Raw genomic sequence first — 20,738 nt, 5'->3', positions numbered from 1 at the left:
GTGAGCTGTACCCGGTAAGGTATTGTGATGTTTAACAAGATCCTGATCGCAAACCGCGGGGAGATCGCCTGCCGCATAATAGAAACCTGCCGCAAGATGGGCGTTCGCAGTGTCGCGGTGTTTTCTGATATCGACGCAAGCGCGCGCCATGTCGCCATAGCGGATGAGGCTGTCGCACTGGGCGGCAAGACGCCAGCGGAAAGCTACTTGCGCATGGACGCGGTTGTCGCCGCCGCACAGCAGACCGGCGCGGAAGCGATCCACCCGGGCTATGGCTTCCTGTCTGAGAACCCGGATTTCGTCGACATGGTCGAGGCGGCAGGGCTGGTTTTTATCGGCCCATCAGGTGCAGCGATCCGCGCTATGGGGTTAAAAGACGCAGCTAAAGCGCTGATGCAGAAGGCAAATGTGCCGGTGGTGCCGGGCTATCATGGCGCGGCGCAGGACGATTTGGCGAAAGAGGCTGCCAAGATCGGCTACCCGGTTTTGATCAAGGCCGTCGCGGGCGGCGGCGGCAAGGGCATGCGCAAGGTGGAGGCTCCGGATCAGTTTGATGAGGCCTTGCGCGCGGCGCAGTCGGAGGCCTTGAACGCCTTTGGCAATGACGCGGTATTGGTTGAGAAATACGTCACCAAGCCACGCCATATTGAAGTGCAGATTTTTGGCGACGGCACCCGCGCAGTGCATTTGTTTGAGCGCGACTGCTCGCTGCAACGCCGCCATCAGAAGGTGATCGAAGAAGCGCCCGCACCGGGCATGACAGACGCATTGCGCAGCGCCATGGGGGCCGCCGCCGTTCGCGCAGCGGAGGCCGTGGGATATGCCGGCGCAGGGACGGTCGAGTTCATTGTCGACAGTTCTGACGGGCTGCGCGAGGACCGGTTTTACTTCATGGAGATGAATACGCGCCTGCAGGTCGAACACCCCGTGACAGAGGCGATCACGGGCGTTGATCTGGTCGAATGGCAGTTGCGCGTCGCGGCAGGCGCGCCCTTGCCCGCGTCGCAGGAGGATCTGGCCATCAGCGGGCACGCCTTTGAGGCGCGGATTTATGCAGAAGATGTGCCGGCTGGATTCTTGCCCGCGACAGGTCGGCTGGATCATCTGCGCTTTGCACCTGAGGCGCGGATCGACACCGGTGTTCGCCAAGGCGATGAGATCAGCCCGTTTTATGATCCTATGATTGCGAAACTGACCGTGCATGCTGCGACGCGGGCGGAGGCCCTAAAGAAGCTGGACCGGGCGCTTTCGCAAACACAAATCACCGGTTCTGTGACCAATATCGCGTTTTTGCGCGCTTTGGCGCGGCATGATGGATTTGCCGCTGGTGACGTGGATACCGGGTTGATTGAGCGCGATCTTGCAGCGCTATCGGCGGTTGCGGTTCCCTGCGCGCGGTGCCGGGCAATCGCGGCCGTTGCCGCTTTGGACCTGCGCGGCGGACGGTTTGAAGGCGCGACGCTTTGGCAGCCTCTGCGCCACGCCGTTGCGTTGGATTGGACCGAAGAGCGGATCGACGCGCAGGTCGCGGTTTTGGGCGCAGGGCGCTTTACTGTCGAGATTGACGGCGCGACCCAAGAGGTCATGCGCGAGGGCGCGCGTTGGTCCGTCAATGGGCACGTGTTGAGCGCAGAGGTTATTGAAGGGGACCGTGAGGTTACCGTCTTTTGGGGCAACACTTACGTCTTTGGCCGCCCCGATCCGCTGGCGCGGGGCGGCGTGGCGCAAAGCAGTGATGCGACACTGGCGCCGATGCCGGGGCTGGTGCGCGCGGTGTTTGTGCGCCCCGGCCAACACGTCCAAGCGGGCGACAAGCTGGCGATCCTGGAGGCCATGAAAATGGAACATGTGCTGCGCGCCGGTCGGGACGGGATCATTGCCGCTGTCAGTGTGCAGGCTGGCGCGCAGATTGCGGCGGGCGACATCATGGTCACGCTTGAGCCCGCCGATGACGCGTAAGGCCGAGATATTCGAAGTTGGCCCGCGCGACGGTTTGCAAAACGAGGCCGCGATCATCCCGACATCGCGCAAAATCGCTTTGATTGACCTGCTCAGCTGCGCGGGGTTCGCGCGGATCGAAGTGGCGAGTTTCGTGTCGCCGAAATGGGTGCCGCAGATGGCGGATAGCGCAGAGGTGTTGGGTGGCATCGCGAGGGAGAAAGGCGTCTCCTACGCCGCGTTGACGCCGAACATGCAGGGCTATGCGCGTGCGAAGGCGGCCAAGGCGGATGAAATCGCCATTTTCGGCAGCGCGTCCGAAGGGTTTTCCAAGGCCAATCTAAACGCGACGCGGGCCGAAGCTTTGGCGCGGTTTGGCCCGGTCGCGGAGGCCGCGCGCGCGGACGGTGTGCCGATGCGCGGCTACGTGTCATGCGTCACCGACTGTCCTTATGACGGGCCGGTTTCCCCCGGCGATGTGGCCGATGCTGTGGCCGCGATGCGCGATTTGGGGTGCTACGAGGTCTCGCTAGGGGACACGGTCGGGCAGGGAACGCCCGAGCGCGTGGATGCAATGCTGCGCGCCGTTTTGAATGAGCTTCCTGCCAACAAGCTTGCAGGACATTTCCACGATACGGCCGGGCGGGCGCTTGAGAATATCGACGTCTCGCTCGAACGCGGACTGCGTGTGTTTGATGCGGCCGTTGGCGGTTTGGGCGGCTGCCCCTATGCGCCCGGCGCTTCTGGCAATGTGGCGACGGAAACGGTTGCCGTGCATTTGGCCGTAGGGGGCTATGAGACCGGGCTGGATTTGGGGCTGATCGCGACGGCGGGTGAGATGGCAAAAGGGATGCGTAATGTTTGACACGGTGACACTTGAGACCGACGCGCGGGGCGTGGCCAATCTGACGCTGAACCGGCCTGACAAGCGCAATGCCATGTCCGGCGAGATGATCGCGGAGCTGCACCAAGCGGCGGACCAATTGGCGGCTGATGCGGCGGTCCGCGTTGTCGTGTTGCAAGGTGCAGGCGCGATGTTTTGCGCGGGCGGCGATTTGAACTGGATGAAGGCGCAGATTGACGCGGATGCTGAGACGCGCGGGCGCGAGGCGGGAAAACTTGCCGCGATGCTGGGCGCGCTGAACAGGCTGCCGAAACCTTTGATCGGGCGGATTCATGGCGGGGCGTTTGGTGGCGGCGTCGGGCTGGCGTCCGTCTGCGACGTTGCCGTGGCGGCGCCGGAGACGACATTCGGGCTGACCGAGACGCGACTTGGGCTGATCCCCGCCACCATCGGGCCTTACGTGATTGCACGCATGGGCGAAGGGGCTGCGCGACGTGTATTCATGTCGTCCCGCTTGTTCGGTGCGGATGAGGCGCAAACGCTTGGATTGGTTGCGAAAATCGACGCTGATCTGGATGCGGCGGTTGAGGCTGAAATCAAGCCTTACCTTGCCTGCGCGCCGGGGGCCGTGGCTGAGGCCAAAGCGCTTGCGCTGCGGCTGGGCGGCGCGCCGGGGGCGGCGGAGGTGCAAGCCTCCATCGACGCGCTTGTCACGCGCTGGGAAAACGCGGAGGCTGGCGAAGGCGTCACCGCGTTTTTTGACAAGCGCAAGCCGGACTGGGCGTCCTAGTCACCACCGAAAGGGCCTTTACATGAACCACTCACGCCGCAGTTTCTTGATCCTCAGCGGAGCGGCGGGGTTACAAGCCTGCGCGGGCGGCACAACAGCGAGTGCGTCGCGGGCCGCACAACCGGCACTAAACGCCGGTTGGGATGCCTGGGTCGCGCGGTTCAAAGCGCGCGCCGCCGCCCGCGGCATCCGTCCAAACGTGATAGAGCGCGCGTTCAGAGACGCCGGGTTCCTGTCGGAGGTTGTGACGCTTGACCGGAACCAAAGTGAGTTCAAACGCAGCTTTGAGGATTACCTCGCCCTGGTTGCGACGGAAGAAAAAGTGCGCGCCGGTCGCGCGGCTTTTGCGCGACATGAAGCGTCTTTGAGGGCCATTGAAACCCGATACGGCGTGGACGCCGAAATTATCGCAGCGGTTTGGGGCGTTGAAAGCAATTTCGGGGCGCGGCGGGGGGATATCCCCGTGATCTCCGCCACCTCGACGCTGGCCTATGACGGGCGACGCGGACGGTTCTTTGAAGGCCAGCTGATGGCGGCTTTGCGCATTTTGCAATCGGGGGATATTTCAGCGCAGGGGTTGGTGGGCTCTTGGGCGGGCGCGATGGGACACACGCAGTTTATTCCCACGTCTTATGAGGCCTTCGCCGTGGATTTTGACGGCGACGGGCGGCGCGACATTTGGTCGGATGACCCGACCGATGCCTTGGCCTCGGCCGCGGCCTATCTGGCGCGCAATGGCTGGCGGCGCGGCGCGCGTTGGGCCACGGAAACGCAGGGCGGCAGTTTGCAACCCGATGCAGGCGGGCCGCGTTTCGCGACGGGCCCAAATTTCGCGGCGATCAAACGCTACAACAATTCGACAAATTACGCGCTTGGAGTTGGGTATCTGGCGGACCGGATCGCGGGGGCAGGGCCGCTTGAGACGGCGTTTGCGCCAGATCGAAACGGTCTGACACAAGAGCAACGCAAGGAACTGCAGCGCCGCCTGATCGCACGCGGGTTTGATACGGGCGGCACCGACGGTGTTTTGGGCCCGAAATCGCAGGCGGCGATTGCGGCCTACCAGCGCAGTATCGGGCAACAAGCGACGGGACGCCCGTCGCCTGCCGTGTTGGCGTCCCTTCGATAAACGGGTGGGCTGTTGCGAAAGCCTTTATCCCAACCCTTATGAAACTGCTGATTTTTTCCCCGCAATTGTACCTTGCGTCGCATTGACCCTCTGAGCCGCGCGGCGTAAAGATCACTCCAAATTGCAGAAGGCCGGGCCGTCGAGGGCGCGGCTCACGAAGGAGACGCACGTGGACGAGCTGCTACGCGAATATCTTCCCATCCTTATTTTCCTTGCGATTGCTATTGGTTTGGGCCTTGTCCTGATCCTAGCGGCGGTTGTTGTGGCGGTGCGCAATCCCGACCCTGAAAAAGTGTCGGCTTACGAATGCGGGTTCAACGCATTTGACGATGCGCGGATGAAATTCGACGTGCGCTTTTACCTCGTCTCAATTCTTTTCATCATTTTTGACCTTGAGGTCGCATTTCTCTTCCCTTGGGCGGTCGCGTTCAAGGACGTGGGTTTGCTGGGCTTCTGGTCGATGATGGTGTTCCTGGCGGTGCTGACGATTGGCTTCGCCTATGAGTGGAAAAAAGGAGCCCTTGAATGGGAGTAGCAACAGGCGCAAACACCGCCAGCTGGGACAAAGATGTCGCCACGCAAGCTTTGAACGCGGAGTTGCAAGACAAAGGCTTTTTGGTCACATCGACTGAGGATATCATCAACTGGGCGCGCACCGGGTCGCTGCACTGGATGACCTTCGGACTGGCCTGCTGCGCGGTTGAGATGATGCACACCGCCATGCCGCGCTACGACATGGAACGGTTCGGCACCGCGCCGCGCGCCTCCCCGCGCCAGTCTGACCTGATGATCGTGGCCGGAACCCTGACCAACAAAATGGCGCCTGCTTTGCGTAAGGTCTACGATCAGATGCCTGAGCCACGCTATGTGATCTCGATGGGGTCATGTGCCAATGGTGGCGGGTATTACCATTACAGCTATTCGGTTGTGCGCGGCTGCGACCGCATCGTGCCGGTAGACCTTTACGTGCCGGGCTGCCCGCCCACAGCAGAAGCGCTGCTTTACGGCATCCTGCAATTGCAACGCAAAATCCGACGCACAGGGACGATCACACGATGAGCGACGCACTCAAAGAACTGGGCGCGATGATCGAGGTGAAACGCCCCGATTGCGTGCTGAGCTGGTCGGTGGAGCATGGTGAGCTGACGGTCAATGTGGCGCCTGCGTCGTTGAAGTCGTTCAGCGAATTCTTGAAGACTGATCAGAACTGCAAATTCTCGACAATGGTGGACATGACCGGGGTCGATCACCCGACCCGCGACGCACGGTTTGACGTGGTCTACCACTACCTGTCGATGTACCAAAACCATCGCATCCGCGTGAAGGTCGCGATCCGGGAGGAGGAAATGCTGGCCTCCCTCGTCGATGTGTTTCCCGCGGCCAACTGGTTTGAGCGCGAGATTTTCGACATGTTCGGTATTCTCTTTACCGGGCACCCGGACCTGCGCCGCATTCTGACCGATTACGGGTTTCGCGGGCATCCGCTGCGCAAGGATTTTCCGACAACGGGTTATGTTGAGCTGCGCTACGACGAGGCGCAAAAGCGCGTGGTCTATGAGCCGGTGACGCTGGTTCAGGAATACCGCCAGTTTGATTTCATGAGCCCGTGGGAAGGCGCGCAATACGTGCTGCCCGGCGACGAGAAAACCGACGATGAGGAGGCTAAGGCCTGATGGCAGACCGCCATTCGGACATGCCGAGCATCCTGTTCGGCCTGGGTGCGACGAAAGCGGGGACCAGTTGGCTCTACCGCTATCTCGACGCGCACCCTGATTGCGCCATGCCTGTCCCCAAAGAGCTGCATTATTTCGACCGCATTGATGGCGTGTTTGACGTGGACCAACGTGTCAAGCTGGAAGAGCGGCTGGCGGAGTTGCCCGAAGGCGGCCCTCGCGCCGCCGGTCTGCGCCGCTATTTGGAGTTAATGGATCAGCCCCGCGACACTGACGCGCCCTATCGCGATTTCGCGCACGTGTCGGGGCAGGGCAAGGCGGTGTTTGGCGACATCACCCCGTCTTATGGTTTGGTGTCGGTCCCGATGCTCAAGCGTATGGCCGGGCTGGCAACTGAGACGCGGTTCGTGTTCTTGATGCGCGACCCGGTTGCGCGGCTCTGGTCCAACATACGCATGCAGGCCAAACGCCGCGCCGCGAAAACAGGCGATGCGATTGAACAGGTCGCAGAAAATGTTGCACAAAATTTCCTGAAGGGCGGTGCGAAACCGGTCGCTCTTCGTTCTGACTACGCCGGAATGCTGTCGCGGATCACGCAAGCCGTGCCGGCCAAAAACCTGTTCGTTGCCTTTTACGAGCAGCTATTCACGAGCGCGACGATCTCGAAGCTCTGCACTTTTCTGGGCATTCGCGACGTGCCTGGCACATTCGACAAGAAGATACATGAGGGCCGGGACATTTCGCTTTCCCCTGAGCTGACGCGCGCCTTTCGCGCCAAGCTTGCCCCACAATACGCGGCCGTGGCCGCGCAGTTTAACGACCTGCCGCAAGCGTGGCGGGCAAATATGGGTGGCGCATGATGGACGGCTCAAAATTCAATGATGCTCTGACGGGCGAGCAGAAAATCCGCAACTTCAACATCAATTTCGGGCCTCAGCACCCGGCTGCCCACGGCGTGTTGCGTCTGGTGCTGGAGCTGGACGGCGAGATCGTAGAGCGTTGCGACCCGCATATCGGCCTTCTGCACCGCGGCACGGAAAAGCTGATGGAAAGCCGGACCTACCTGCAAAACCTGCCCTATTTTGACCGGCTCGATTACGTGAGCCCGATGAATCAGGAACATGCGTGGTGTCTGGCGATTGAAAAGCTGACGGGCACTGAAGTACCGCGCCGCGCGTCGTTGATCCGGGTGCTGTATTCCGAGATCGGGCGCATCCTGAACCACCTGCTGAACGTTACCACGCAAGCTATGGATGTGGGCGCGCTGACGCCGCCGCTCTGGGGCTTTGAAGAGCGTGAAAAGCTGATGGTCTTCTATGAACGCGCCTGCGGCGCACGTCTGCACGCGGCCTATTTCCGCCCCGGCGGTGTACATCAAGACCTGCCGCCGGACTTGATCGACGATATTGAGGAATGGACCACGACATTCCCGCAAGTGATGGACGATATCGACGGGTTGCTGACGGATAACCGCATCTTCAAGCAGCGCAACGCGGATATCGGCATCGTGTCTGAGCAGGACATTTTGGATTATGGCTTCTCCGGCGTGATGGTGCGCGGGTCTGGCCTCGCATGGGACCTGCGCCGCGCGCAGCCCTATGAATGCTACAATGAGTTCGAGTTCGAAATTCCGGTGGGCAAAAACGGCGATTGCTACGACCGCTATCTGGTTCGCATGGAAGAGATGCGCCAATCGCTGTCGATTATGCGTCAGGCCATTGTGAAGCTGCGCGAACCCGAAGGGCAGGGCGACGTCATGGCGCGGGGCAAAATGACCCCGCCGTCACGTGGCGACATGAAGACATCAATGGAAGCGCTGATCCACCATTTCAAATTGTACACCGAAGGGTTCCACGTGCCCGCCGGCGAGGTATATGCAGCAGTTGAAGCCCCCAAAGGCGAGTTCGGTGTCTACCTTGTGGCGGACGGAACCAACAAACCCTACCGCGCCAAGCTGAAAGCCCCGGGCTTCCTGCATCTTCAAGCCATGGACTACATGTGCAAAGGCCACCAACTTGCTGATGTTGCTGCCATTATTGGCACGATGGATGTCGTTTTCGGAGAAATTGACCGCTAATGCTACGCCGCCTTCACAAAGACCAACCCGACAGCTTTGCGTTCACGCCTGCCAATCAGGCATGGGCCGAAGGGCAGATCACGAAATACCCTGAGGGGCGTCAGGCCTCTGCGATTATTCCTCTGCTCTGGCGCGCGCAGGAGCAGGAGGGTTGGCTGACCCGCCCGGCAATTGAGCATATCGCGGGCATGTTGGACATGGCCTATATCCGAGCGCTGGAAGTGGCCTCGTTTTACTTCATGTTCCAGCTGCAACCCGTTGGATCGGTCGCACATTTCCAGATTTGCGGCACGACGTCCTGCATGATCTGCGGGGCTGAGGACTTGATTGCTGTGTGCAAAGAGAAGGTTGCGCCTAACCCGCATCAGTTGTCGGAAGACGGCAAGTTCAGCTGGGAAGAGGTCGAATGCCTGGGCGCCTGCACCAACGCGCCAATGGCCCAGATCGGCAAGGATTACTACGAGGACCTGACGGCCAAAGGGTTCTCCGACATGATTGACCAATTCGCGAAGGGCGAGGTTCCGACGCCGGGCCCCCAAAACGGCCGGTTCGCGTCCGAGCCTTTGAAAGGCCTGACAACGCTGACCGACTACGACAGCGGCAAAACCCAGTATAATGCATCCGTGCAGTTGGCCTCCGACATTGGCGATACGGTTAAGCGCATTGACGGGACCGAAGTGCCGTTAATCACGCCTTGGAACCACGGTGGCAAACCGTCCAAAGCAGCGAATACGGCACCGAAACCCAAGGCGAAGGCACCAGCTGCCAAGCCCGCTGCGCCAAGCGAAGCTGCCAAGTCGACCGCGAAACCTGCGACAAAACCGGCCCGCAAACCCGTTGCCAAGGACGGCAAGCCCGAGATGCTGAAAGCGGCGCGGGATGGCGGCGCGGATGATTTGAAAATGATCAAGGGTGTCGGACCGAAGCTTGAGGCTTTGCTCAATAAGCTCGGCTTTTATCATTTTGACCAGATCGCCGGATGGCGGAAGGCGGAGGTCGCCTGGGTCGACGAAAATCTCGAAGGATTCAAGGGTCGCGTAAGCCGCGACGATTGGGTGGCTCAGGCCAAGACCCTCGCCAAAGGGGGCAGCACTGAGTTTTCAAGCCGCGTCAAAAAAGGCGGTGTCTACTAATGCTTTTCGCGAGCGGACAGGGAGATGAAACATGAGTGAACAAAGATCGGGCCAGATGTGCCTGTTTATGTGCTGGGTGGTGGCTGCGCTGTTTGGCGTGCTGATTTTGGGTCTGTTGATGGTGCAAGGCGATTGGTCCTTCCTGCCTGCGGCGATGATCGGCGGTCTTGGTGCGGTGCTGGCTGGTATTTTCTTACCAATGGCTTTCTGCTCAAGCGCGCGCGCCTCTGCGGCCGCAGCCGCACCAGCGCCAACTGTCGCCGCGACACCTGCCGCGGCTGCGGCACCTGTTGCGACAAGCACCGCTGCGGATGACGCTGCGGCTGCGAAAGCGAAGGTTGACGCGGATGCTGCTGCCGCCAAAGCGAAAGCCGACGCGGATGCAGCAGCGGCGAAAGCGAAGGCAGATGCAGATGCTGCCGCAAAAGCAAAGGCCAAAGCCAAAGCGGATGCAGACAAAGCGAAGGCCGATGCCGCGGCCGCAAAAGCCGCGCCCAAGGGTGAGGATTTTGACGGCGACGGTGTTGTCGAGGGTACAGGTGAAGGCACCCGACCTGAAGCGTTGGACGGTCCGCGCGGCGGCAAAGCGGATAACCTCAAACAAATCAAGGGCGTAGGCCCGAAAATGGAAAAGCTGTGCAACTCGCTGGGCTTTTATCATTTTGACCAGATCGCCAGCTGGACGCCGGACGAAGTGGCCTGGGTCGACGCTAACCTGGAAGGCTTCAAAGGCCGGGTGACCCGCGACACATGGGTTGCGCAAGCCAAGATCCTGGCAGAAGGGGGAACGACGGAGTTCTCCAGCAAAGTGAAAAAAGGTGGGGTCTATTGACCCCGTCATGGGCCTAGGCAATGGGCCCGAACGACGACACTGATAGGTCCCGGCGGACCGGGCAGCGACTGGCGCTGCTGATCGCCGGGACCGCCTTGGCCTATATTGGCGTCCAGATAGCCGGCGCGTCATTGGGCTGGTCCACACGGACCATGGGATTTTTCGATTTGGCGGCTTTGGCCGTCTTTGGATGGGCGCTGGTGAGCGCATTTATAATTTGGCGCAAGCGCCAGGACGACAGCTAAGGGACGCACGCGATGCTCGCAGACAAGGACCGGATTTTTACCAACCTTTACGGCATGCATGAACGCACGCTGGCGGGCGCCAAGGCGCGCGGCCATTGGGATGGTACGGCTGACATCATCAAGCGTGGGCGCGACAAGATCGTTGAGGAAATGAAAGCCTCCGGTCTGCGTGGGCGCGGCGGCGCGGGCTTCCCAACGGGTCTGAAATGGTCCTTCATGCCGAAAGAAAGCGATGGGCGTCCTGCCTATCTGGTGGTCAATGCTGACGAATCCGAACCGGGCACCTGCAAAGACCGCGAGATCATGCGCCACGACCCGCATACGTTGATCGAAGGTTGCCTGATTGCCAGCTTCGCGATGAACGCGCATGCCTGCTACATCTATATTCGCGGTGAATATATTCGCGAGAAAGAGGCGCTGCAGGCCGCGATTGATGAAGCGTATGATGCTGGTCTGGTTGGCCCGAACGCCGCCAAATCCGGCTGGGATTTCGACATCTACCTGCATCACGGCGCAGGCGCCTATATTTGCGGCGAAGAAACCGCGTTGTTGGAAAGCCTTGAAGGCCGCAAGGGCATGCCGCGCATGAAGCCGCCATTCCCGGCGGGCGCGGGGCTCTATGGGTGCCCGACCACGGTGAACAATGTCGAATCCATCGCCGTGGTGCCAACCATTTTGCGGCGTGGCGGGGATTGGTTTTCGGGCTTTGGCCGCCCGAACAATACCGGCACCAAACTGTTTGCGATATCGGGCCATGTGAACACGCCTTGCGTGGTGGAAGAAGCCATGTCGATCAGCTTTGAAGAGCTGATTGAGAAGCATTGTGGCGGTATTCGTGGCGGCTGGGACAACCTGAAAGCGGTGATCCCGGGCGGATCGTCTGTGCCCTGCGTGCGCGGCGAAAACATGAAAGACGCGATCATGGATTTCGACTACCTGCGCAATGATTTGCAGTCGGGCCTCGGCACCGCAGCGGTGATTGTGATGGACAAGTCGACTGACATTATCAAAGCCATCTGGCGCCTATCGGCCTTCTATAAGCATGAAAGCTGCGGGCAGTGCACGCCGTGCCGAGAAGGCACAGGCTGGATGATGCGCGTCATGGACCGGCTGGTTAAGGGTGAGGCGGAGCCGGAGGAAATCGACATGCTGTGGGACGTCACCAAGCAGGTTGAAGGCCACACAATCTGCGCCTTGGGTGATGCAGCCGCCTGGCCCATTCAGGGCCTGATCCGCAATTTCCGCGACGAGATCGAAGATCGAATTAAGCATAAGCGCACGGGGACCTCCCCGATCGCGGCGGAGTAAGCGGATGCGTCTGGCTCTTCTCCCAGTTTTTTGCGTGGCAGGTCTTGCGGCTTGCGACCCGATCGCCACAAACAAGCCCGAAGTCCCGGAAGGTCCGCCTTTTGAGATCACTCAAGCGACCCGGGCCGGCGACACGACCACCATCGTGATGCGTTACAAGGACGGCACGCCGATCCCGCGCGAAGACGAGGCGCGCGCCGCGTTGAAAGCCGCAAGCGTGGCCTGTCGCGAAGAAGAGAGCCCGATTGCGGACACGCGCAGCCGCGCCAAAGGCCTGTTGAGCGTGAATGTGTTCTGCGTCCAACTTTTGCAAAGCGAAGACGTCGTTGACGGCTCGGGGCTGAAATCATGACCCTGCGCAATCTGTCCATATTGGCACTGGTTGCACTGGTCGCCGCGTGCGGCGGGCGCAGCGCACCTGAGCGGGCGGACGCACCAATCGAATTGCCCTACAAGGCAAAGCTTTCGAAAGGTGATGAGCGCAGCTTCAGCGTGTCCGTGGACAACAAGGGCAAAGGCCTCGAAGAGGTGCGCGAAAGCGTGCGGTTTGAGGCGACGAAATACTGTTTGGGCGCATTTGGCGGCTCGGATGCTGAATGGAAGATGGACCCGGCGACGGGCGATTGGGCGTTCAACCAGGATGGCTCACGATTGATTTTCAACGGGGAGTGCACCGCGCTGTGACGCATCCCGGATGGGCCCCGGCCCGCATGCAATATTAAGACAAAGAGGCTTCAGAATATGTCTGACCTACGCAAAATCATCATCGACGACAATGAGATCGAGGTCGATCCGGCGATGACACTGATCCAAGCCTGTGAGCAGGCGGGCATCGAGGTGCCGCGCTTTTGCTATCACGAGCGGCTGACCATTGCGGGCAATTGCCGGATGTGTCTGGTTGAGGTTGTGGGTGGACCACCAAAACCAGCTGCTTCTTGCGCGATGCAGGTGAAAGATTTGCGCCCCGGCCCGGAAGGCCAGCCGCCTGTTGTCAAAACCAACTCGCCCATGGTCAAGAAAGCCCGTGAAGGCGTGATGGAATTCCTGCTGATCAATCATCCGCTGGATTGCCCGATCTGCGATCAGGGCGGTGAATGCGACTTGCAAGATCAAGCCATGGCATATGGCGTGGATTTCTCGCGCTACCGCGAACCCAAGCGCGCCTCGACCGATCTGGACTTGGGGCCGCTGGTTGAAACCCATATGACGCGCTGCATTTCCTGTACCCGCTGCGTTCGCTTTACAACCGAGGTCGCAGGCATCACCCAAATGGGCCAAACGGGCCGGGGCGAGGATGCGGAAATCACCAGCTATCTGGGCGAAACGCTCGACAGCAACATGCAGGGCAACATCATTGATCTATGCCCGGTGGGCGCGTTGGTGTCGAAACCCTACGCCTTCACGGCGCGGCCTTGGGAACTGACCAAGACCGAAAGCATTGATGTGATGGACGCGCTAGGCTCCAACATTCGGGTCGATACGAAGGGGCGCGAAGTCATGCGCTTCCTGCCGCGCAACCATGATGGCGTGAACGAGGAATGGATTTCCGACAAAACGCGCTTTGTCTGGGACGGGCTGCGTCGTCAGCGTCTCGACACGCCGTATATTCGCGAAGGCGGCAAGCTGCGCCCGGCCACGTGGCCCGAAGCTTTGTCGGCAGCCGCAAGCGCTATGAAAGGCAAGAAGGTCGCCGGCTTGGTTGGCGATCTGGCCTCCACTGAGGCGGCATATGCGCTGAAGGTGATGATCGAGGGCAAGGGCGGCAATGTTGAATGTCGCACGGACGGCACGAAATTGCCTGCCGGAAACCGCGGTGCCTATGTAGGCACGGCCGAGATTGCCGATATTGATACAGCTGACAAAGTCCTGTTGATCGGCGCCAACCCTGCGGTTGAGGCGCCCGTTCTGAATGCCCGCATTCGGAAAGCTTGGAGCCATGGCGCAGATGTTATTGTCGTCGGCGAACCCGTTGATTTGACGTATGAATATGAGCATATGGGGTCGGATCGCGCGGCGCTGGAGCATGTCGCCGGGCTCAATATGGATGAGCTGAAAGACAAAAGCTGCGTGGCCATCGTCGGGCAGGGCGCGTTGCAGGAAGCCGACGGCGAAGCCGTCTTGGCAATGGTCCAATCGATCTGCGCAAAATCTGGCGGTAAGCTTCTGATCTTGCACAGCGCGGCGGGCCGCGTGGGCGCGATGGATGTGAACGCGGTGACTGATGGGGGCATGAAAACTGCCATCGAAGGCGCCGACGTGATCTACAATATGGGCGCCGATGAGGTCGACGTGGCCGATGGCCCGTTCGTGATTTATCAGGGAAGCCATGGCGACCGGGGCGCGCATCGCGCGGATATTATCCTACCCGCTGCGGCTTACACCGAAGAACAGGGCCTCTTTGTAAACACCGAAGGGCGGCCACAACTGGCGTTGCGCGCTTCATTCCCGCCGGGCGAGGCCAAGGAAAACTGGGCAATCCTGCGCGCTCTCTCGGCAGAGCTTGATGCGACACTGCCTTTCGACAGCATGGCGCAGCTGCGTCAACAGATGGTCGAGGCGGTTCCGCATTTGGCGATGATCGACGATGTGCCAGAGAACGAAGTCACGCCGCTGAAATCCAAAAAACTGGGAACGGCGAGTTTCAAATACGCAATCAGCGATTTTTACCTGTCCAACCCGATCGCCCGCGCATCAGAATTGATGGCGGAGCTATCGGCAGGCGCCAAGGCCCGGAAAGGCCAAAAGATCGCGGCGGAGTAGAGAGAATGGGCGCGGGGCGCGCGATAAGCTTGCTGGCAGGACTTGCCTGTCTTGCCGCATGCGAGCCACCCGAGCCGACGGATGAACCATTTGCCCCGGTCTATCTGGGGATTGAGACGAGGAAGCTTGACGATGATTTGGTCAGCTTTTTGGTGCGCATGACCGGCGCACAGAGCAACGATAACCTGACGGCATACGCCGATTGCGCCGCTGCGCAATACGCGCTGATCAGGGGGTACGGATTTGCCCGCCATGTGCGGACAAATCTGCAGGAACGGGCTGGCATTTGGGCCGCAGATGCGGTTTACACCATCTCGGAAACCCTGCCCGACGGATTGAAAACTCTCGACGCAGGGCTTGTCGTCGAGGACTGTGCCGCAAACGGCATACCGACTGTATGAGGGACGCATGGCTGAATTCTTAACCACCGGGCCGGGCATTGCCCTTATCATTGTGGTGCAATGCCTCGCGCTGATCGCCTTCGTGATGGTCTCGCTTCTGTTTCTTGTCTATGGGGACCGCAAAATTTGGGCCGCCGTACAGATGCGTCGCGGGCCCAACGTGGTGGGCGTCTGGGGCTTACTGCAAACCGTCGCCGACGCCCTAAAATATGTGGTCAAAGAGATCGTGATCCCGGCGGGCGCCGACAAGGCTGTCTTCATGCTCGCACCCATGTTGGCGTTCGTGTTGGCCCTTATTTCATGGGCTGTGATCCCGTTTAACGAAACCTGGGTTCTGGCCGATTTGAATGTCGCGATCCTGTACGTCTTTGCTATCGGCTCGCTTGAGGTTTACGGCGTGATCATGGGCGGCTGGGCGTCGAATTCTAAATACCCGTTCCTGGGGTCGCTACGGTCAGCGGCGCAAATGATCTCTTACGAGGTGTCAATCGGGTTGATCATCATCGGGGTGATCATCTCAACAGGGTCGCTCAACTTCGGTGACATCGTGCGTGCGCAGGACGGCAATTACGGGCTGTTCAACTGGTATTGGTTGCCGCATTTCCCGATGGTGTTCCTGTTCTTCATTTCGGCCCTGGCTGAGACGAACCGCCCCCCGTTTGACCTGCCGGAAGCAGAATCGGAACTGGTGGCGGGGTATCAGGTGGAATATTCCTCAACCCCATTCCTGTTGTTCATGGCCGGTGAATACATCGCCATCTTCCTGATGTGCGCGCTGATCACGCTGCTGTTCTTCGGCGGTTGGCTGTCCCCGATCCCGGGCGTTGCCGATGGCGCGCTGTGGATGGTCGGCAAGATGGCCGTGTTCTTCTTCTTGTTCGCGATGGTGAAGGCCATCGTGCCGCGCTACCGTTACGACCAGCTGATGCGGTTGGGCTGGAAAGTGTTCCTGCCTTTCAGCCTCGCTTGGGTCGTGATCGTGGCTTTCTTTGCTCAATACGGGGCCTTTGGCGGTGCATATGCCCGCTGGGCCGTAGGAGGCTGATATGGCTGTAACGCTCGCCCGCCGCGCAAAATATTTTTTGCTGCTTGATATATTTGCTGGTTTCAAACTGGGCTTTAAATATTTTTTCGCGCCCAAGTCGACGCTCAACTATCCGCATGAAAAGGGGCCGCTCAGCCCACGGTTCCGGGGCGAACATGCTTTGCGCCGTTACCCCAATGGGGAAGAACGTTGCATCGCGTGCAAACTGTGCGAAGCGGTTTGCCCGGCGCAGGCAATCACGATTGACGCCGAGCCGCGCGAAGACGGCTCCCGCCGCACGACGCGCTACGACATTGATATGACGAAATGCATCTATTGCGGCTTCTGCCAAGAAGCCTGCCCGGTGGATGCCATTGTCGAAGGCCCAAATTTCGAATTCGCAACCGAAACACGTGAGGAGCTGTTTTATGACAAAGACAAGCTGCTGGCGAACGGTGAGCGTTGGGAATCCGAGATCGCCCGCAATCTAGAGATGGACGCGCCTTACAGATGAGTGATCCAACCAACCCTTTCGCGGCCATGATGAAGATGGGCCAGGATATGGCGAAGACCATGAACCCCGCTTTGGAAGCGTTCACGCCCAAGGGCTTTGAAAACATGATGCCGACCATGTCTGCAGACATCATGGAAACGATGATGGGTAAGACGCTTAACCCAGAGGGGCTGGACGCCAAAACTAGGCTGCTCTTAACCCTGACGGGCCTGACCATTCAGGGCGCACAGGCGGAAAGCCAAATCCGCATCACCGTGCGCCATCTGGTTGAGGCGGGTGCCACAAAGCAAGAGATTGCCGAAACCATCGCGCAGGCGGCCATGTTTGGCGGCGTACCTGCGATGAGCAAGGCGATGGAGCTTGCGACCGAGGTGCTTGATGCGCCGAGTGAAGGAGACGCCTGATGGGCTTTGCAGATTTTGCCTTCTACCTGTTTGCAATCACCGTGGTGACATCGGGAATGCTGGTCGTGGTATCGAAAAACCCGGTCCATTCGGTGTTGTGGCTGATCCTGGCCTTCCTCAGCTCTGCCGGGTTGTTCGTACTGCTGGGCGCCGAATTCGTCGCGATGCTTATGATCATCGTCTATGTGGGCGCGGTCGCGGTCTTGTTCCTGTTTGTCGTCATGATGCTGGACGTGGATTTCGCAGAGCTGCGGGGCGAGCTGGCCAAATTTGTGCCGCTTGCCGGGCTGATCGGTGTGATCTTGTTGATGGAATTGGCACTGGTTTTCGGCGTCTGGGAAGGCGCTGCAAATGCCGACGCTCTGCGTGACGCCGTGGCCCCCGCATTGGAAGACACCCAGAACACCGCCGCTTTGGGCCAACTGATCTACACCAAATATATCTACCTGTTCCAAGCGGCAGGTCTGATCCTGCTGGTCGCCATGATCGGCGCCATTGTGCTGACATTGCGTCACCGCGAGGACATCAAACGTCAAGATATTGTCAGCCAAATTTTGCGGGACCCTGCCGAGCAGATGGAGCTTAAAAACGTCAAACCGGGGCAGGGGCTTTAAGCGCGTGAACGCTTTGCGCATCATAATACCTGCTTTGGCATTGACGCTTTCGGCGGGGCCCGTTGCGGCCTCCATCGAGGCATGCGACCGGGTCACGCATATCAGCCATGGCGGGTCCAGTGATCACCGCGACTTCGGTGACGGAAAAGTCATGTGGATTGACTGGTGGGCGCAGGAAGGTGTGTTCAAAGATGTCTGGCTCGCCAACTGCGAAACCGGCACCGCTCTGTCCCTACGCACCTGGGAAGAACGGATCAAAGATCGCCATGTGATCGACCGCACCGACCGTGTCGTTGAGAAGATCACCCGTCAGGCCGAAGCGCCTGCGTTTTTCACAGTGGAGCGCGTGGCTGGTTTGATCCGCAAAGACGGCGTCGACCTGATGGTCGCGCAACACGCCGAAGAATTCTGCGCCTGCGCCGTCGCTTACCCAGAGATGCGCGGCGATAAGATCGCGTTTGGGGAGGTGCTGCAATGATGCGCCCCAGCTTTAGACGCGCGGTGCTTTTCGGCCTTTTGGCCCTTTTCGTTGCGCCGATCATCGCGCTTGGCGTCTCGCCCGCCGACCGCGTGCATGGGTTGGCTGGACCTTTCCACAGCGGCGGCGCTGCTGCGCCAACGGGAGGTCTTTAAGGACATGGTACTGAAGAAAGATGCGACATGATCGGACTTGAACACTATTTGACAGTCGCGGCGGCTTTGTTCGTCATTGGCATTTTCGGCATCTTCGTGAACCGTAAGAACGTGATCGTCATTCTGATGTCGATCGAGCTGATGCTCTTGGCGGTGAACATCAATTTCGTGGCGTTTTCTAGCTTCCTCAATGACCTCGCTGGGCAGGTATTCACCTTGTTTGTGCTGACGGTCGCGGCGGCGGAGGCGGCCATCGGGCTGGCCATTCTGGTCTGCTTCTTCCGAAACCGCGGCACCATTGCCGTGGAAGACGTCAACGTGATGAAGGGCTAAGTCACAATGGAAACCATTATCCTTTTTGCCCCCCTCATCGGCGCGCTGATTTGCGGCTTCGGGTGGAAATTCATCGGCGAGCAGGCGGCTTGCGTCGTGGCTACGGCCGGACTGTTTTTGGCGGCGTTCCTCAGCTGGATCGTGTTCCTGACTTTTGACGGAACCACCGAAAGCATCGAATTGCTGCGCTGGATTCAATCGGGCACGCTGGACACCAGCTGGGCCATTCGGATGGACCGGTTGACGGCGACGATGCTGATCGTGATCACCACCGTGTCCGCGCTGGTTCACTTATATTCCTTCGGCTACATGGCGCATGACGAGCATTTCGCCGAAGGGGTCAGCTACAAGCCGCGCTTCTTCGCGTATCTGTCGTTCTTCACCTTTGCGATGTTGATGCTGGTGACTGCTGACAACCTTGTGCAGATGTTCTTTGGCTGGGAAGGGGTCGGCGTGGCCTCCTACCTGTTGATCGGGTTCTACTACAAAAAACCGTCGGCCAATGCGGCCGCGATCAAGGCCTTTGTCGTGAACCGAGTCGGCGACTTTGGCTTTGCGTTGGGCATCTTCGGACTGTTCTTACTGACTGACAGCATCAATTTCGACGACATCTTCGCCGCCGTGCCAACGATTGCGGAGACTCAAATCCGGTTCCTGTGGACTGAATGGAACGCGGCCAACCTGCTGGCCTTCCTGCTGTTCATCGGCGCTATGGGCAAATCGGCGCAGCTGCTGTTGCACACCTGGCTGCCCGACGCGATGGAAGGCCCAACACCAGTATCGGCGCTGATCCACGCGGCGACCATGGTGACGGCGGGCGTCTTCCTTGTGTGCCGCATGTCGCCTTTGATGGAATACGCGCCGCAAGCGCAAAGCTTCATCGTGATCCTTGGCGCGACAACCGCGTTTTTCGCGGCCACCGTGGGCCTTGTTCAAAACGACATCAAACGCGTCATCGCCTATTCAACATGCTCGCAGCTGGGCTACATGTTCGTGGCAGCGGGCGTCGGCGTATACTCGGTCGCGATGTTCCACCTGCTGACACACGCCTTCTTCAAGGCGATGTTGTTCCTTGGGGCGGGCTCAGTCATCCACGCGATGCATCACGAGCAGGACATGCGCAACTATGGCGGGCTGCGTCACAAAATACCCAAGACCTTCTGGGCGATGATGATCGGCACGCTGGCAATCACCGGCGTGGGCATACCGCTGCTCTATATCGGCTTCCCAGTGGGCTTTGCGGGCTTCGTGTCGAAAGACGCCATCATTGAAAGCGCCTATGCGGCGACGCCGATGGGCTACGCCTTCTGGCTGCTGGTTATCGCGGCGCTTTTCACCAGCTTCTACAGTTGGCGGCTGATGTTCCTGACCTTCTATGGCGAGCCACGCGGCGACAAACATACGCATGAGCACGCCCATGAAAGCCCGATGACCATGCTGACGCCTTTGGCGGTATTGGCCGTGGGCGCGATCTTTTCCGGTATGGTGTTCTACAAACCGTTCTTCGGCTCGACCGAAAGCGTGAACAAATTCTTCGGCATCTCGGGCGAAAAGCACGCCATTGTTGAGATGGTCACACCGGCCTATGCCGCTGATGACAGCCATGGCGATGACCACCATGCGGAGGTCTACGCTCCGGGCACCGGAGCGATCCACCATGGCCCCGACAACCACGTGCTGCATGAGGCGCATCTTGTCCCGAAATGGGTCAAAGTCTCGCCCTTCATCGTGATGCTGCTGGGTTTTGCGACGGCTTGGCTGTTCTACATCAAAAACCCAAGCTTGCCGGGCCGTTTGGCCAAGGCGCAAGCGCCGCTATACAACTTCCTGCTGAACAAGTGGTATTTTGACGAGGTCTATGACTTCCTCTTCGTGCGCCCGGCCAAATGGCTTGGCAACTTTCTTTGGAAGCGCGGCGACGGCAACGTCATTGACGGTTCTATCAACGGGATCGCTATGGGCGTTGTTCCATTCTTCACCAAGCTGGCGGGACGCGCGCAGTCGGGCTTCATGTTCCACTACGCTTTCGCCATGGTCATCGGGGTCGTTGTGTTGATCACCTACTTTGCGATTGTCGGGGGCGGGC

General features: G+C 59.6%; 24 protein-coding genes and 1 pseudogene. All 25 read left to right on the top strand.

Going from position 1 to position 20,738, the window contains the following annotated elements; all coding sequences use genetic code 11:
- The first annotated feature begins 27 nt into the window (after window positions 1-27).
- The gene (locus tag ACZ1G7_RS04340) at window positions 28-1,959 is read left to right on the top strand and encodes an acetyl/propionyl/methylcrotonyl-CoA carboxylase subunit alpha (protein ID WP_472662612.1); all 1,932 of its coding nucleotides are present in this window, start codon (window positions 28-30) and stop codon (window positions 1,957-1,959) included.
- Window positions 1,949-2,803, top strand: coding sequence for a hydroxymethylglutaryl-CoA lyase (locus tag ACZ1G7_RS04335; RefSeq protein WP_472662610.1), 855 nt, complete (start codon window positions 1,949-1,951; stop codon window positions 2,801-2,803). The genes ACZ1G7_RS04340 and ACZ1G7_RS04335 overlap by 11 nt, the downstream gene beginning before the upstream one ends.
- Window positions 2,796-3,572, top strand: a complete 777-nt coding sequence (locus tag ACZ1G7_RS04330) for a crotonase/enoyl-CoA hydratase family protein (RefSeq protein WP_472662608.1) — start codon at window positions 2,796-2,798, stop codon at window positions 3,570-3,572. The genes ACZ1G7_RS04335 and ACZ1G7_RS04330 overlap by 8 nt, the downstream gene beginning before the upstream one ends.
- A gap of 22 nt (window positions 3,573-3,594) precedes the next feature.
- A complete protein-coding gene (locus tag ACZ1G7_RS04325; RefSeq protein WP_472662606.1) occupies window positions 3,595-4,701 on the top strand; it encodes a lytic murein transglycosylase in 1,107 nt (368 codons plus the stop codon).
- 169 nt (window positions 4,702-4,870) lie between these two features.
- Entirely contained in the window at window positions 4,871-5,236 is a 366-nt protein-coding gene (locus tag ACZ1G7_RS04320; protein ID WP_472662605.1) for an NADH-quinone oxidoreductase subunit A, read from the top strand.
- Window positions 5,227-5,760 carry a NuoB/complex I 20 kDa subunit family protein gene (locus ACZ1G7_RS04315; protein ID WP_472662603.1) on the top strand — a complete coding sequence of 178 codons (534 nt, stop codon included), beginning with the start codon at window positions 5,227-5,229 and terminating at the stop codon, window positions 5,758-5,760. Before ACZ1G7_RS04320 ends, ACZ1G7_RS04315 begins: the two co-directional genes overlap by 10 nt.
- Window positions 5,757-6,374, top strand: coding sequence for an NADH-quinone oxidoreductase subunit C (locus ACZ1G7_RS04310; RefSeq protein WP_472662601.1), 618 nt, complete (start codon window positions 5,757-5,759; stop codon window positions 6,372-6,374). Before ACZ1G7_RS04315 ends, ACZ1G7_RS04310 begins: the two co-directional genes overlap by 4 nt.
- Window positions 6,374-7,234, top strand: coding sequence for a sulfotransferase family protein (locus ACZ1G7_RS04305; protein ID WP_472662600.1), 861 nt, complete (start codon window positions 6,374-6,376; stop codon window positions 7,232-7,234). Before ACZ1G7_RS04310 ends, ACZ1G7_RS04305 begins: the two co-directional genes overlap by 1 nt.
- Window positions 7,234-8,451 carry an NADH-quinone oxidoreductase subunit D gene (locus ACZ1G7_RS04300; protein WP_472663664.1) on the top strand — a complete coding sequence of 406 codons (1,218 nt, stop codon included), beginning with the start codon at window positions 7,234-7,236 and terminating at the stop codon, window positions 8,449-8,451. Before ACZ1G7_RS04305 ends, ACZ1G7_RS04300 begins: the two co-directional genes overlap by 1 nt.
- Window positions 8,451-9,584 carry an NADH-quinone oxidoreductase subunit NuoE gene (gene nuoE / locus ACZ1G7_RS04295; RefSeq protein ID WP_472662598.1) on the top strand — a complete coding sequence of 378 codons (1,134 nt, stop codon included), beginning with the start codon at window positions 8,451-8,453 and terminating at the stop codon, window positions 9,582-9,584. The genes ACZ1G7_RS04300 and nuoE overlap by 1 nt, the downstream gene beginning before the upstream one ends.
- Before the next feature lie 31 nt (window positions 9,585-9,615).
- Window positions 9,616-10,416 (top strand): hypothetical protein, encoded by an 801-nt coding sequence (locus tag ACZ1G7_RS04290; RefSeq protein WP_472662596.1) that lies wholly within the window; start codon window positions 9,616-9,618, stop codon window positions 10,414-10,416.
- A gap of 20 nt (window positions 10,417-10,436) precedes the next feature.
- Window positions 10,437-10,661, top strand: coding sequence for a DUF5337 domain-containing protein (locus tag ACZ1G7_RS04285; protein WP_472662594.1), 225 nt, complete (start codon window positions 10,437-10,439; stop codon window positions 10,659-10,661).
- 12 nt (window positions 10,662-10,673) lie between these two features.
- Entirely contained in the window at window positions 10,674-11,969 is a 1,296-nt protein-coding gene (gene nuoF, locus ACZ1G7_RS04280) for an NADH-quinone oxidoreductase subunit NuoF (RefSeq protein ID WP_472662592.1), read from the top strand.
- Between the two features lie 4 nt (window positions 11,970-11,973).
- Window positions 11,974-12,321 (top strand): hypothetical protein, encoded by a 348-nt coding sequence (locus ACZ1G7_RS04275; protein WP_472662590.1) that lies wholly within the window; start codon window positions 11,974-11,976, stop codon window positions 12,319-12,321.
- Window positions 12,318-12,653, top strand: a complete 336-nt coding sequence (locus ACZ1G7_RS04270) for a hypothetical protein (RefSeq protein WP_472662588.1) — start codon at window positions 12,318-12,320, stop codon at window positions 12,651-12,653. The genes ACZ1G7_RS04275 and ACZ1G7_RS04270 overlap by 4 nt, the downstream gene beginning before the upstream one ends.
- A gap of 57 nt (window positions 12,654-12,710) precedes the next feature.
- Window positions 12,711-14,729: an NADH-quinone oxidoreductase subunit NuoG gene (gene nuoG, locus ACZ1G7_RS04265; RefSeq protein ID WP_472662586.1), complete on the top strand. Its 2,019-nt coding sequence runs from the start codon at window positions 12,711-12,713 to the stop codon at window positions 14,727-14,729.
- A 5-nt stretch (window positions 14,730-14,734) separates the two neighbouring features.
- Entirely contained in the window at window positions 14,735-15,130 is a 396-nt protein-coding gene (locus ACZ1G7_RS04260; RefSeq protein ID WP_472662584.1) for a hypothetical protein, read from the top strand.
- Between the two features lie 7 nt (window positions 15,131-15,137).
- Window positions 15,138-16,175, top strand: a complete 1,038-nt coding sequence (nuoH, locus tag ACZ1G7_RS04255) for an NADH-quinone oxidoreductase subunit NuoH (protein WP_472662582.1) — start codon at window positions 15,138-15,140, stop codon at window positions 16,173-16,175.
- A 1-nt stretch (window position 16,176) separates the two neighbouring features.
- The gene (gene nuoI, locus ACZ1G7_RS04250; RefSeq protein WP_472662580.1) at window positions 16,177-16,668 is read left to right on the top strand and encodes an NADH-quinone oxidoreductase subunit NuoI; all 492 of its coding nucleotides are present in this window, start codon (window positions 16,177-16,179) and stop codon (window positions 16,666-16,668) included.
- Window positions 16,665-17,072, top strand: a complete 408-nt coding sequence (locus ACZ1G7_RS04245) for a carboxymuconolactone decarboxylase family protein (RefSeq protein WP_472662578.1) — start codon at window positions 16,665-16,667, stop codon at window positions 17,070-17,072. Before nuoI ends, ACZ1G7_RS04245 begins: the two co-directional genes overlap by 4 nt.
- On the top strand, window positions 17,072-17,686 hold the full coding sequence (locus tag ACZ1G7_RS04240; protein ID WP_472662576.1) for an NADH-quinone oxidoreductase subunit J: 615 nt from the start codon (window positions 17,072-17,074) through the stop codon (window positions 17,684-17,686). The genes ACZ1G7_RS04245 and ACZ1G7_RS04240 overlap by 1 nt, the downstream gene beginning before the upstream one ends.
- Before the next feature lie 4 nt (window positions 17,687-17,690).
- Entirely contained in the window at window positions 17,691-18,164 is a 474-nt protein-coding gene (locus ACZ1G7_RS04235; RefSeq protein WP_472662574.1) for a hypothetical protein, read from the top strand.
- The gene (locus ACZ1G7_RS04230) at window positions 18,161-18,319 is read left to right on the top strand and encodes a hypothetical protein (RefSeq protein WP_472662572.1); all 159 of its coding nucleotides are present in this window, start codon (window positions 18,161-18,163) and stop codon (window positions 18,317-18,319) included. Before ACZ1G7_RS04235 ends, ACZ1G7_RS04230 begins: the two co-directional genes overlap by 4 nt.
- 27 nt (window positions 18,320-18,346) lie before the next feature.
- The gene (gene nuoK / locus ACZ1G7_RS04225) at window positions 18,347-18,652 is read left to right on the top strand and encodes an NADH-quinone oxidoreductase subunit NuoK (protein WP_159808281.1); all 306 of its coding nucleotides are present in this window, start codon (window positions 18,347-18,349) and stop codon (window positions 18,650-18,652) included.
- 6 nt (window positions 18,653-18,658) lie between these two features.
- A pseudogene (gene nuoL, locus ACZ1G7_RS04220) lies at window positions 18,659-20,734 on the top strand (NADH-quinone oxidoreductase subunit L); the annotation flags it as partial.
- Between the last annotated feature and the right edge of the window lie 4 nt (window positions 20,735-20,738).

It is taken from the genome of Litoreibacter sp. JB4-2 (assembly GCF_055693445.1).
Note: the sequence above shows the minus strand (reverse complement) of the source record. Positions and strands in the feature narration are given on the sequence as shown.